The following is a 12,918-nucleotide window of genomic DNA, read 5'->3' on the forward strand; positions in this document are numbered from 1 at the left end:
CTATCGGAGTAGGCGTCGGCTACGCGTCGGTCGCATTGTCGATTCTGGTTTTTGTGGGCGGATGTATTGCGCTGTTTATCTTGTCGATTCGGCAGTAGTCCCCCACGGACCGCAATCTGGCTACTCCCTGCAGGAAGAGATCACGGTGGGGAGTCGCCGGCTTGTTACTGGATCGATTCCGCTCACGGTGGACCTCTTGTGAACTCGCAGAGAACCTGAGCGCTCGTGGGACTACCGTAGGACCCGTCGTCTACAACTCGAGGAGCATGGAATGAGCATCCAGTCGGTTGAATCGCACCGCCACAGAGTTGTGGTGATTGGTTCCGGCTTCGGTGGACTGTTCGGCACTCAGGCTCTCAAGAAAGCCGATGCCGACATCACGATGATCGCGCGTACCACCCATCACCTTTTCCAGCCGCTCCTCTATCAGGTAGCTACCGGAATTCTCTCGGTGGGCGATATCGCTCCCGCTACCAGGCTCGTCCTGCGCAAGCAGAAGAATACCCAGGTTCTTCTCGGTGAGGTCGAGACAATCGACCTCGAAAACCGAACTGTCACATCGAGGCTCTTGGAGCGCGTCACAGTCACTCCCTTCGACAGCTTGATCGTTGCGGCGGGTGCTGGTCAGTCGTACTTCGGCAACGACCATTTTGCCGAGTTCGCCCCCGGAATGAAGACGATCGACGACGCTCTCGAGCTTCGCGGCCGCATTCTCGGCGCCTTCGAGCAGGCTGAGCTGTCCGACGATCCTGCTGAACGAGCCAGGTTGCTGACGTTCGTCGTTGTCGGTGCCGGCCCGACGGGTGTGGAGCTGGCCGGTCAGATCGCGGAGTTGTCGCGTCGCACTCTCGATGGTGCGTTCCGCAAGATCGATCCCCGTGAGGCTCGCGTCGTCTTGCTCGACGGCGCTTCGGCGGTTCTTCCGGTCTACGGCGGAAAATTGAGCCGTAAGGCTGCGGAGACGCTCGAGGGTCTCGGTGTCGAGATCCAGCTGGACGCCATGGTTACCGATGTCGACAACTACGGACTGATCATCAAGGAGAAGGACGGCACGCTGCGCCGCATCGAGTCGCAGTGCAAGGTGTGGTCGGCGGGTGTTCAGGCCAGCCCACTCGGCAAGCAGTTGGCGGAGCAGAGTGGCGGCGAGACCGATCGTGCCGGTCGAGTAATGGTCAATCCGGACCTGTCGTTGCCCGGTCATCCCAATGTATTTGTTGTCGGCGACATGATGTCGTTGGACAAGTTGCCCGGTTTGGCGCAGGTCGCGATGCAGGGCGGCAAATATGCGGCCAAGCAGATCAAAGCCGAGATCGACGGCCAGGCCCCGACTACGCGGGTGCCGTTCAAGTACTTCGACAAGGGCAGTATGGCCACCATTTCGCGTTTCAGCGCGGTGGCCAAGGTCGGCAAGCTCGAGATCAGCGGTTTCATCGGCTGGGTTGCGTGGCTTGCCATCCACCTGCTGTACCTGGTCGGGTTCCGCTCGCGTGCTTCCACGATCCTGTCGTGGGTTGTAACGTTCTTCGGCCGCGGCCGCGCTCAGATGGCGTCCACCGAGCAGCAGGTATTTGCTCGAAATGCCATGGGCGAGTTGGAGAAACACCAACAGAAACAGTCAGAAGTCAAGGCGGGCAAATCTGCTGACAAGCAGAAAAAAGCAGCTGGCTGACATCCTGAGCAGACAGAACGGCGGCGGAATCTCGATTCCGCCGCCGTTCTCCTGTTTCAGCCGTTCTGACTTCAGTTTCCGATCGCTGCGGTATCGGTGATGTTCGCGAGGCGAACTTGACCCTTGGAGACCAGTCGACCGCTCTCGTCGGATATGCGAACTTCCCAGAGCTGCGACGTGCGCCCCCGATGAATCGGGTTGGCCTCAGCGGTCAGCGTGCCTTCGCGGGTTGCCCGCAGGAAATCGGTGTTGTTGTTGACGCCGACAACATGGCCGCGCTCCCCCAGCCACACTGTGCCGCCGATGCTGGCCAGTGACTCTACAACGGAGCAATACACGCCGCCGTGCTGAATTCCTGCGGGCTGATGCAACGTGGGTTTCACCGTCCACTGTGCGCGGACACGGTCCGGTGTCACTTCGGTGTATTCCAAGCCGATGGTGGCGTCGAAGCCGGTTCCTAACAAGTTCTTCATTTCGGCAATGTCAGCTGTGTCGGCCATGCCTTCTCCATCTGTGGTTCCGTGGCGCCGGAGTGGCTGCCGCTGACTACTTGCCTACACGAGCATCTACTCGAGCCTGGACTCAGGTCCGGAAACAAGAACCGGCGGGCTCCGCATCGTGTGATGCGAAACCCGCCGCGGGAAGGACCGGGAGTCTCTGCAGCCCTCAGGACTCCGGCGCGGTCCGGCAGTTGATTGCACTGTGCGGGCCGGTACTTCCCGCCCCGCACACCTAAGGATAGGCAAGGTTTACCTAATTATGCAAGTGCTTGGTCCAACTCGCTCCAACGAGGCCGCACATGAGCCTTTCGACGCGCTCGAACTGGAACGCCGGCGCCGACAAACGCGTCGAGCAATCCCTGACCACGTCGCCACGCAGCCGTTTCGCCCTCACCGGCAAGAATCGGCACGTACGCGGTCGCGCCCAGGATCGATTCGCCGACCAAACCCCAGAATCGGACAGAGTCAATAGGCGCACGTCGCGACACCGCACTGTGTACCGCACGAAGCGACGTCAAGCAACGATGAGCCGCCCAGATGGACAACGCTGCCTCACAGGGCATTTCAACAACCCCATCGCGGCCGTACTGGGAACTTCCGGGGGCGACGCGCAGAGTTTCATCGGCGACACCGGCCCAGTCGATACTGCTGTCATTGTCCATGTGGATCCAGAGATTCTCCAGGCCCGGATCCCAGGCGGTGCCGTCTGCCACGATTGACGCCGCCACCCTGCCGACGATCGCATGTATCAACGACGTTGCCACTTGCGTTGCAGCAGCTTCGGAATTGTCGAGATCCTGCAACGATCTCGACAGTAGGTGGTCGACGCGGTCCGACTCCAAACCGGTACTCAGTCTCCACCACCGACGCTTTCCTTCGTCTGACATCGCAGCCACCGCATATACCCGCGGGCAGTCAGGGTTGAGGGCCCGCAGTCGGGCACACGTGCGAGCGAATGCGTCAGTTCGGAGGTCGGGATCTCGTGACTGCACATGCTGGGTGGTCATGGTCATGGTCACCATGCGCTCCAATTCGCCGAAGTTATGTTGCCCGTTTAACATAGGTTAGCCTCACCATAATTCAAGGATAAGTTGCTGTGACCCTGCGCACCCGTTGTGCATCTGAACCTAACCCGCACCAACCCCGGCTTCATAGGGTTCCGTAACCTAAGATTCGAATCCCCTGCGAGCCAAGACCAGGAGCTCGATCCACCAGTGACCATGACCGACATGCCTCGGAGCGAACGACCTCCCGGGCCCAGTGAGACCTACGGGCGACGTATCGTCCCGCGCGGACCCGCACCTGTTCGCCTGCGAGTACTCGCCGCCGCATTCGACGCCGGCATCTTCGCGTTACCCCTACTGATCGGCTGGTACGTCGTCTCGTCACTGCGCGACGCGAACGGCGGCGGTGAAGCCGACAGAGCAGTATTCGGTGGCACTGCCATCGCCATCGCGCTCGGGTTGGCGATCTGGAATCTCGGATTCCGCGAAGGCAACACCGGCCGGACGTCAGGCAAGGGCTGGGTCGGTCTGACCACCCGTGATGCGTCGACCAAGCAGCCGCTCGGACCTCGTCGCGCGCTCCTACGCCCGTTCAATCGAGCCGGAATCGAAGTTGTTCGCGAAAGCACGGCGCGCGACGAAGGATTCGAAGAACTCGAGCGGGACAACAGCGCCGGCGCCATGCGGCGACGCAGACTTACCGGTCTCGCGGTACTCGCGATCCTGCTGATGCTCGTGATGCTCGCCAGTATCGCCGTCGGGGCGCGCCCGTTGACGTTCGCCGAGATATTTCACGCGATCTTCAGTTCCGAAGACTCGCAGACCGACATCATCGTCCGCACTTTGCGTGCCCCACGAACAGTTCTGGGATTGGCTGTCGGCATTGCACTCGGTATTGCCGGTGCGCTCATTCAAGGTCATACGCGCAACCCCCTAGCCGATGCCGGCCTACTAGGATTGAACGCCGGCGCCGCGTTCTTCGTAGTCCTGGCCATCTACTTCTTCGGTTTCACGGCTCCGAGTCAGTACATGTGGTTCGCGTTTGCCGGTTCGTTTGCCGCGAGCGTCGTCGTATTCGGGTTGTCGTCGATCGGCAACGGCGGTTCCAGTCCGCTGAGCCTGGCACTCGCCGGTGCGGCGGTCGCGTTCTTCTTGCAGGCGATGACCGATGCCGTGATCATCCTCGATCAGACCAGCTTGGACGCTTACCGCTTCTGGGTGGTCGGTTCGGTATCCGGTCGAGGATTCGACGTGCTGTGGCAAGTCCTTCCCTTCCTGATAATCGGTTTGGTGATCGCACTCGCGAGCACACCGGGCCTGAACGTTCTGAGCCTCGGCGACGACGTTGCACGGGCGCTCGGAACCAACATCGCATTCAGTCGGACCCTCGGCATCGTCGCGATCACCCTGCTCACGGGTGCCGCCACCGCAGCGTGCGGTCCCATTGCCTTCATCGGCTTGGTCGTACCCCACGTCGCGCGCGCCATCACCGGTCCCGATTACCGCTGGCTCGTGCCCTACGCGGGTTTGCTCGGCGCAATCATGTTGATCACCGCCGACGTCGTAGGCCGGGTTGTCGTCCGTCCTGGTGAACTGCAGGTCGGAATCATTCTGGCCATCTTCGGTGCACCGTTCTTCATTGCACTCGTACGCCGCAGAAAGCTGGCAAGCCTGTGACGCTCACACAAAGTGAACCTCGGGCGCTGCCCCGGACCGTTCCGTCTCGCAAAGCTCTTCGTCTCGGCTCGTTCTCGCTGGTGTATCGCCCACTGCCGGTCGCGGTATGCCTGGCGCTCGTGATCGCCCTGTTCCTCCTGCTCTGTATAAACCTCGGACGCGGTGACTACCCGATCTCGATCCCGGACGTCATATCAGTGCTCCTCGGAAACGGCTCGAAGACGCAGAACCTGATCGTTCTCGACATGCGCATGCCCCGTGCGCTCACAGCACTTTTCATCGGAATGGCACTCGCTATCGCCGGAGCTATCACCCAGACGATTGCCCGGAACTCCCTGGCAAGTCCCGATATTCTCGGTATCACCGCTGGTTCCAGTGCAGCCGCAGTCGCGCTGATCGTTCTGGGCGGCGGCGGATCGTTTGTGGGCCTGTTTTCGACGCTCGGTATTCCGCTGGCAGCTCTGGCCGGAGGCCTCATCACCGCGGTCGTTATCTACTCACTGGCGTGGCGCAAAGGGGTCGAAGGATTCCGGTTGATCCTCATCGGCATCGGCATCAACGCCATGTTGGTCGCGGCCACCCGCTGGCTCTTGATCTCGGCGGATATCAACGACGCGTCGCGCGCGCAGGTGTGGCTGAACGGGTCGCTCAACGGCGCGAGTTGGAACCAGATGTGGCCGGTCGCGATTACTCTCGTAGTCGTCGGCGGGTACGCGGTCATCGCATCGTTCACCATGGGTGCCCTGCGATTGGGTGAGGACAATGCGACGTCGCTGGGCGTGCGGCTTCAGTCGTCGCAGGCCACGCTTCTACTCTCGGCGGTGGCACTGGCCGCGATAGCGACGGCAGCTGCCGGCCCCGTGGGTTTCGTGGCCTTGGCCGCGCCACAGGTAGCGATGCGTCTGGTGCGATCGGCCGGTCCTCCGATCGTCGCGTCCGCACTGGCCGGTGCCGTGTTGGTTGTCGGCAGTGACGTGATCGCTCGAACGATTCTTCCGGTGGAACTGCCCGTCGGCATCGTTACCTCAGCACTTGGTGGACCGTTCCTGATCTACCTCTTGGTCCGTAACAATCGAAAGGTCACGGGATGACCATCACGTCCACGTCCGTCGACGCACCGTCGCGGCTCGTCGCAGAAAATCTCACCCTCGGTTACGGCGACCGCATCATCGTCGACGGGCTCGATCTCGAGATCCCGACCGGTGTGATCACGACGGTCATCGGCCCCAACGGCTGCGGAAAGTCCACACTCCTGCGAGCTCTCGGGCGTCTACTCAAGCCCAAGAGTGGCTCAGTTGTGTTGGACGGCAAGGCAATCAGTTCCATGAAGACCAAGGAGGTTGCACGGATCCTCGGCATGCTTCCCCAGACACCCGTAGCCCCGGAGGGCCTGACTGTCGCAGACTTGGTTGCGCGCGGACGCCATCCCCACCAGTCGTGGATCCGCCAATGGTCTGCCGACGACGAGGGCGAAGTAGCCCAGGCGCTCGCGCTGACCGGAGTTTCCGATCTGGCGGATCGCCCTGTCGATCAACTCTCCGGCGGTCAGCGTCAGCGGGCCTGGATCTCGATGGCCTTGGCTCAGGGCACCGACATCCTCTTACTGGACGAACCGACGACGTACCTCGACCTTGCACATTCCATGGAGGTCCTCGACCTCGTGGATCAGTTGCACGAGGAAATGGGCCGAACCGTCGTCATGATCTTGCACGACCTCAACCTCGCTGTGCGCTACAGCGATCATCTGATCGTGATGCGCGACGGCGCCGTTGTCGCCGCCGGGATTCCCAAGGACATCATTTCGGCGGAACTTCTCCTGGAGGTGTTCGGCCTCGAGGCAGTGGTGATCGACGATCCCGTATCGGATCGGCCGCTGATCGTACCGATCGGAACTCGCCACGTGTTCGGTGCTGTCGGCGGTCCGGCCGCAAGGCCTGCAAATTCCCCCACCCCTGTCTGAGCGAACGTACCTCTCGGCGCCTTGGATCGACCGAAAGGTACGTTCGCTCGGTCAGCGGCCCAGGATCGTCCGCACCAACTTCACTCCCTGGCCGAGAGACACCGTCGGCAGGTACGCCCGCCCGACTGCGTTGCCGATACTCGGCAGTGCGGCGGGATCGGCGAACACCATGTGCATCGGGACGTATCTGGGCTGGAACTTCGATTTGAAGGCCAGGAGGGAGCGGAACCCGTAGACCGGTTCGAGTGTGCGGCCCAAGAGGTCGAGGACGTTGTCCATCACTGCGGAGAGCGTCGTCGCTTCCTGCGCCTCGAGATTCGACTCTTGATCCGAAGCAACCTTGGCGAGTGGCGCCCCGGAGAGACTGAGGAACTCGACTCCCTCTTCCTCGAGTGTGAGGGCGGCCGACGCGATCAGAAATTCCATGGCCGGGCGGAAGCCTTCGGCGCGTCGTCGCATGAAATCGAGGGTCCAGCCGACGATCTGACCGTCTCGGTACACCGGCAGCCAGGACGTCACTCCGTGGACGGTGCGTTCCTCATCGAGCGCAACAAGGCATCGCACTTCATCGTCGTCGACCTCGTCGAGTCCACCGAGCGTGAAACCCATTTCCGGCATTCCCTTGTCCGCGACCCATTCCTCGGAAATTGCAACGATCTGGTCCTTGATCGCGAGCGGTGCGTGGGGGAATCGAATCCATTCGGCCGTGATGCCGGTCTTCTTGGCCCGGTTGAGGGCGGTTCGGACATCCTGGAAGCGTTTACCCGTGAATGCGATCTCCCCGAGATCGAGAACAGTCTCCTCCGCAACCTCCAAGCCACTCCAGCCCATCGAATCTGTGATTGCCCGTACATCGTCCGTGACCGAATAGAGGCACGGGATCCAGCCATTGTCGGAAACGAACTCGGCAAATTCCTCGATGGTGCGTCGCATCCGATCCGTCGGCCCCACCGGGTCGCCGGTGGTGAGTGCGACGCCGACGACGACACGGTATGCAACGTAGCTGGAACCGTCGGAACTGAACCAGTACGAATTGCCTTTCCAGGTCGTCATCCAGGACAGCGGACTGCCGGTGCCCGCGCGCAACATCGCTCGCGCACGGCCGGTTGCTCGTGGATCGATTTCATTGGCGGGTTTCAAGAGCGTCGCGAACACGAGAATCGATGCAGCGAACCAGAATACGACGCCGGTCCATTCGAAGAGCAACGTTGCTTCGACGTCGACGGGTAGGAGTCGAGGATTGACCAGTTGCAGGTATACCGGTGGCACCAGTCGCTGCGGGAAATCCGCGAGGAGCATCAAGGCGGTGGGCTCACGGTCGAATCCGTGTCGCACAACCATCCCGCCCCCGACGTAGACGACGATCAAACCCGCCACGAGTGCCAGTAGCGAGACCCCCAGTTTGCGGTATGTCCTGACCGGGGCAGCCACATCGAAATAGCGCCGCGTGAAAATCAGCATGATCAACACGAACAGTGGTGTCAGGAACGGCACGAGAGTCCGGTACACGTTGGGATCCCCGATGCCGTAGAACAAGCTGTCGCTGTCGGCGGACTCGATGAAGCGGACAACGAAGTTGCCGATCGAGAGAATCAGCAGTACCACCTGAGCGCAGACGGCGGCGATCCACGCGAATCGTCGTCCGCGGCGCAATCCGTCGCTGAGTACGAGCACGAAGATCGACGGCATCAGTGAAAGCAGGGTCGGGCCGATACCGGAAAGTCGGAGTTCCAACAGGCCGCGTCGGCAGTCGGGGTCGGTGGCCGACTCTGCGCACAGGTCCCGTACCTCGGACACCGTCCACGGGACCCCGCGAAACAGATCGCGGAGAACGGCGAGCGGACCGACGGCTTGGGGCGACAGAGCGGCAATCATCGGGCCGATCGCGCTGGCCGCCACCACGATGGCAACCAAGACCCGGCCTTCACGCTGCGTTCCCACAATCCGATCACCGCGGGCTGATCTCCCCACGATCCACGCACCGATCACCAAACCGACAACCCCCGAGCACAGTCTGATCACATCTTGTAATTGACCACTGAACAAGGCGAGCGTGATGGTCAGCGCAAGAATGCCGACACGAATGCGTCGACGCCACAGAGTCCCCATGTTTGCACTCGCGACCATCAGTGCGCCCACGATCCAGGCACTGGCCCCCACGGCTATTCCGACGTGAAGGCGAAAGCCCCAACTCGAGTCGAAAACTTTGGCGAGCGACGCCCATCCCAGCCCGAGGATGACTCCGAGAATCTGGGTACTGACGGCTGCGATGGCCAGTTTCCGGGTACCCATGCGGCGTTCGAGGGGCGCGGCGACGACGAACAACAGGATCGTCGCCCCGATGTATCGCAGCAGGTTGCCTTCCCACAACGCAGACGTGAGCGGTGTCCAGATCCGTCCGTGCTGCAGTGAACCCATCCCGGTTGCGACGTGATAGGCGAGTGCTCGCGACGGTCCGTGCATGAGGCTTCCGGTTGCCGCGCCTAATGCCCACATGACAACGACGAGCGATGTGGTCATCGGAGCATCTCGGATACCGAAACGAACAATGTTGCCAACTTTGCCGACGTACCCAGCCAGGCGGTTCGCTGGACTCTCGGATACCGCGGAACTGTCGATCTTCATCTACGCGCGACTACTTTCTGGTGATCGACTGTGCTGACCGACTACAGACGTGCTTACCATCTCCCCTCACGTTATCTGTAGTGCAGCTCACTATGGCCAATACCACACCGCCGAGAAGGCTCTTACTACTACCAGTAGTACGTATTTCGTCGTGGGAGCCCGTAGAATTGAACAATGGCAGGTCTAGGTGAACTCGAACGCGCAGTGATGGATCATTTGTGGTCCACCACGGAACCGCAAACTGTGCGGCAAGTACATGAAGCTCTCGCGACGCATCGCGAGTTGGCGTACACAACAGTGATGACGGTTTTGCAACGTCTAGCGAAGAAGCATCTGGTAATTCAGCAACGTGACGACCGCGCCCATCGGTACCTTCCGGTGAACAAGCGTGAAGAGTTGGTTGCCAGTTTGATGGTCGATGCTCTCGCTCAGGCTCCGGAGTCCGGTGGCCGGGCAGCGGCATTGGTGCACTTCGTGGGCCAGGTCAACGCCGACGAAGCCGATGCCCTTCGGGAAGCACTCGCAGCCCTCGAGGTTCGTGAATCCACGAAAAATGCTGCGCAGCCCGGAACTTCTAGGCCTCACTGAATTTTTCATGCATGATGTCTAGGTCATGAACGCCACCACTGCACTGGTTTTCGGCCTCCTTGCATTGCTGCTCGCAGGACCGATCCCAGCACTCCTGAGCCGCTCGACGTGGCCGTACCGCGCACCCCGCGCGGCGCTTGTCCTCTGGCAGGCTGTCGCCCTCGCTGCCGTGCTGTCAGCATTCAGTTCAGGTTTGGCAATTGCCAGTCAGCTACTGGTACCCGGTGCCGACGGGCGTCCGACTACAGCGCCGACAGCCGAAATCGACGCTCTCGGTTTGCCGTTGTGGATTCTGTACGTCGTGGTCTTTGCGCTGACCCTGCTCATCGGCGCGAAGCTGATCTTCTCGATCATCCAGGTGGGGGTGCGCACGCGTCGTCGACGCTCGCGTCATCGCATCCTGGTTGATCTCCTCGACGACTGCGCAATGCCGGCTTTGGTGGAACGAACCCCGGACCTGCGGGTTCTCGATGTCGAAGAGCCGATCGCCTACTGCCTGCCCGGAATCCGCCAGCGTGTGGTGTTGAGTCAGGGGACATTGCAGAATCTCGATCACGCCGAGATCAAGGCGATCCTCACGCATGAGCGTGCACATCTTCGTGCACGCCATGATTTGGTCCTCGAAGCCTTTACTGCCGTGAACCATGCTTTCCCTCGTTTCGTCCGTAGCAAGTCCGCGCTGGGATCTGTACAGCTTCTCGTGGAATTGCTCGCCGACGATTCGGCTGTGCGGGTCACCGGTCCGACGCCACTCGCCCGGGCACTGGTTGCCTGTGCCGGCTCGACCGCACCGCGTGGCGCAATGGCCGCGGGTGGCCCCTCCACATTGATTCGTGTGCAACGACTCTCAGCAGATGACGGCGATCCCCGCATCGCGGTCTGCGCGTATCTCGGAGCGGTTGCCATTCTCGTGGTGCCTACGGTTGCAGTCGCCGTGCCGTGGCTCACAGAGCTTCGCTTGCTTTTCAACGCTTACTGATCCTTGACCAGCCAAACTGGGTGCAGTAGTGCACGTCACAAGCCGGGCTACCTGACTTAGACAGGGCATGTGGCGTACAGTGGATCACGGCCACCATCGTGGTTCATCAACATTTAATGGCACACAGCCCAATTCCCCGCAGTATGCGTTCGGATTGCCAGGTGACATGTGCCCTGGCTCGTCCCTTTGCGAACTGTGTCGTGTGTTCAAGCATGGCTTCTTCCGCTCCGCGACGTGCCCGTAGTCCGGAGAGGTTTCCGCGTGACCAACGCTGTCCAAATGTCGTCTTCCGAGAACATTACCGATGACGCAGTCATTGCTAGTGCAGTAGAAGATGTAGTCGTTACACCCGATCGTGAAGAAGAAGTTGCCACCGAGGCAGTTTCCACCGAGCCCACCGTTACGTTTGCTGAAATCGGCTTGCCCGAGCAGCTCGTTGCCGCACTTGCGCGCAACTCCATCACCAGCCCGTCCCCCATCCAGGCGCTCGCCATTCCCGATGCGCTCAACGGAGTCAACATCCTGGGCCGCGCCCAGACCGGTTCGGGTAAGACGCTGGCCTTCGGCCTGCCGATGCTGACCCGCCTCTCGCGTCACGAGGATCGCCCGGCAGCCAAGCGCCCCCGCGCCCTGGTTCTGGTCCCCACCCGTGAACTCGCATTCCAGGTCGTCGAATCGTTGACCGCGTACGCCAGCGCTCTCGGACTCACGGTCCGTCCCGCCGTCGGTGGCACACCGTTCTCCAAGCAGGTCGATCAGCTCCGCCGCGGCGTCGACATCCTGGTCGCAACACCGGGCCGTCTCGGCGACCACCTGCGTCAGGGCACCTGCATCCTCGACTCGGTGGAAATCACTGCACTCGACGAAGCTGACCAGATGGCCGACATGGGCTTCCTGCCCGAGGTTCGTTCGATCCTCGGCGAGACGCCGGCTGACGGACAGCGTCTGCTGTTCTCCGCAACTCTCGACCGTGAGGTCCAGTCGCTGGTTCGCCAGTTCCTGTCCAACCCCGTCACGCACTCCACCGAAGACGGCCGCGCCAGCGTCGACACCATGGAGCACTACGTTCTCCTCGTCGATCGCGGCCAGAAGGACTCCGTCCTCTCCGAGATCGGCGCCCGTGACGGACGCACCATCATGTTCGCTCGCACCAAGCTCGGTTGCGAAGGAATCACCGATCGCCTCCGCGCAGTCGGTATCGCCGCTGAGTCACTTCACGGTGGCAAGGCACAGAATCAGCGCACCCGCGTCCTCGAGCGTTTCAAGACCGGCCGCACGCCGGTCCTCGTCGCCACCGACGTCGCAGCCCGCGGCATCCACGTCGACGGTATCGACCTCGTTGTGCACGTCGATCCCCCGGCAGATCACAAGGACTACCTTCACCGCGCAGGCCGTACGGCTCGTGCAGGCGAGAAGGGCACCGTCGTTGCGATCGTTCTGCCGAACCAAAAGCGCGGCTTCAAGCGTCTGACCAGCATGGCCGGCGTCGACGCCGCAGCTGTTCCCGTTACCCCGGGTTCCGCTGAACTCGCTCGCATCACCGGCGCAAAGAAGCCGACCGGAGAACCGTTGCGCGAGAGCTCTTCTCGTGGCGAGCGTTCCTTCGGCGGCGGCGGATCGCGTGGCTACCAGGGCAACCGCGAAGGTGGCGGTTACCAGGGCAACCGTTCCTCCGGCGGCTACCAGGGCAACCGCGAAGGTGGCGGATACCAGGGCAACCGTTCCTCCGGTGGATACCAGGGCAACCGCGAGGGTGGCGAAAGCCGCGGCGGCTACCAGGGCAACCGCCCCTCCACCGGTGGATACCAGGGCAACCGCGACAGCAGCGAAAGCCGCGGCGGCTACCAGGGCAACCGTTCCTCCGGTGGATACCAGGGCAACCGCGACAGCAGCGAAAGCCGCGGCGGCTACCAGGG

The 12,918-nt window shown here is 61.7% G+C and carries 10 protein-coding genes; 7 read left to right on the forward strand and 3 right to left on the reverse strand.

The window, feature by feature from the left end; all coding sequences use genetic code 11:
• Positions 1-271: 271 nt before the first annotated feature.
• Complete coding sequence (locus QM600_RS00740; RefSeq protein ID WP_283259570.1) at positions 272-1,669, forward strand: NAD(P)/FAD-dependent oxidoreductase; 1,398 nt, start codon at positions 272-274, stop codon at positions 1,667-1,669.
• Positions 1,670-1,740: 71 nt separating this feature from the next.
• On the opposite strand, the gene QM600_RS00745 is transcribed toward QM600_RS00740, so the two are convergent.
• Both QM600_RS00745 and QM600_RS00750 read right to left on the reverse strand, forming a co-directional pair.
• Entirely contained in the window at positions 1,741-2,169 is a 429-nt protein-coding gene (locus QM600_RS00745; RefSeq protein ID WP_283259571.1) for a PaaI family thioesterase, read from the reverse strand.
• 257 nt (positions 2,170-2,426) lie between these two features.
• Positions 2,427-3,176, reverse strand: coding sequence for a hypothetical protein (locus QM600_RS00750; RefSeq protein WP_283259572.1), 750 nt, complete (start codon positions 3,174-3,176; stop codon positions 2,427-2,429).
• Between the two features lie 222 nt (positions 3,177-3,398).
• Here QM600_RS00750 and QM600_RS00755 point away from each other — a divergent pair, with 222 nt between their 5' ends.
• The 3 genes from QM600_RS00755 to QM600_RS00765 are packed head-to-tail and all read left to right on the forward strand — an operon-like array spanning position 3,399 to position 6,810.
• Positions 3,399-4,850 (forward strand): FecCD family ABC transporter permease, encoded by a 1,452-nt coding sequence (locus QM600_RS00755; protein ID WP_283259666.1) that lies wholly within the window; start codon positions 3,399-3,401, stop codon positions 4,848-4,850.
• Positions 4,847-5,941, forward strand: a complete 1,095-nt coding sequence (locus tag QM600_RS00760) for a FecCD family ABC transporter permease (protein WP_283259573.1) — start codon at positions 4,847-4,849, stop codon at positions 5,939-5,941. Before QM600_RS00755 ends, QM600_RS00760 begins: the two co-directional genes overlap by 4 nt.
• On the forward strand, positions 5,938-6,810 hold the full coding sequence (locus QM600_RS00765) for an ABC transporter ATP-binding protein (protein ID WP_283259574.1): 873 nt from the start codon (positions 5,938-5,940) through the stop codon (positions 6,808-6,810). The genes QM600_RS00760 and QM600_RS00765 overlap by 4 nt, the downstream gene beginning before the upstream one ends.
• A 51-nt stretch (positions 6,811-6,861) precedes the next feature.
• Here the strand turns inward: QM600_RS00765 and QM600_RS00770 are convergent, their stop codons facing one another.
• Positions 6,862-9,435 (reverse strand): rhomboid family intramembrane serine protease, encoded by a 2,574-nt coding sequence (locus QM600_RS00770; RefSeq protein WP_283259575.1) that lies wholly within the window; start codon positions 9,433-9,435, stop codon positions 6,862-6,864.
• A gap of 174 nt (positions 9,436-9,609) precedes the next feature.
• Between QM600_RS00770 and QM600_RS00775 the strand changes: the two genes are divergently transcribed.
• From QM600_RS00775 to QM600_RS00785, 3 genes are all read left to right on the forward strand, one after another.
• A complete protein-coding gene (locus tag QM600_RS00775; RefSeq protein ID WP_094272911.1) occupies positions 9,610-10,023 on the forward strand; it encodes a BlaI/MecI/CopY family transcriptional regulator in 414 nt (137 codons plus the stop codon).
• A gap of 25 nt (positions 10,024-10,048) precedes the next feature.
• The gene (locus QM600_RS00780) at positions 10,049-11,002 is read left to right on the forward strand and encodes a M56 family metallopeptidase (RefSeq protein ID WP_283259576.1); all 954 of its coding nucleotides are present in this window, start codon (positions 10,049-10,051) and stop codon (positions 11,000-11,002) included.
• A gap of 261 nt (positions 11,003-11,263) precedes the next feature.
• On the forward strand, positions 11,264-12,918 hold a 1,655-nt coding region (locus QM600_RS00785), incomplete at its 3' end, for a DEAD/DEAH box helicase (protein WP_283259577.1).

It is taken from the genome of Rhodococcus sp. IEGM 1379 (genome assembly GCF_030056815.1).
Lineage (GTDB): Bacteria > Actinomycetota > Actinomycetes > Mycobacteriales > Mycobacteriaceae > Rhodococcus_F.

What these genes read in the sequence shown, in the direction of transcription:
- QM600_RS00780 (WP_283259576.1), top strand. Translation starts at nt 10,049, where the DNA reads ATGAACGCCACCACTGCACTGGTTTTCGGCCTCCTTGCATTGCTGCTC.
- QM600_RS00775 (WP_094272911.1), top strand. Translation starts at nt 9,610, where the DNA reads ATGGCAGGTCTAGGTGAACTCGAACGCGCAGTGATGGATCATTTGTGG.
- QM600_RS00765 (WP_283259574.1), top strand. Translation starts at nt 5,938, where the DNA reads ATGACCATCACGTCCACGTCCGTCGACGCACCGTCGCGGCTCGTCGCA.
- QM600_RS00770 (WP_283259575.1), bottom strand. Translation starts at nt 9,435, where the DNA reads ATGAAGATCGACAGTTCCGCGGTATCCGAGAGTCCAGCGAACCGCCTG.
- QM600_RS00740 (WP_283259570.1), top strand. Translation starts at nt 272, where the DNA reads ATGAGCATCCAGTCGGTTGAATCGCACCGCCACAGAGTTGTGGTGATT.
- QM600_RS00755 (WP_283259666.1), top strand. Translation starts at nt 3,399, where the DNA reads ATGCCTCGGAGCGAACGACCTCCCGGGCCCAGTGAGACCTACGGGCGA.
- QM600_RS00745 (WP_283259571.1), bottom strand. Translation starts at nt 2,169, where the DNA reads ATGGCCGACACAGCTGACATTGCCGAAATGAAGAACTTGTTAGGAACC.
- QM600_RS00750 (WP_283259572.1), bottom strand. Translation starts at nt 3,176, where the DNA reads ATGACCACCCAGCATGTGCAGTCACGAGATCCCGACCTCCGAACTGAC.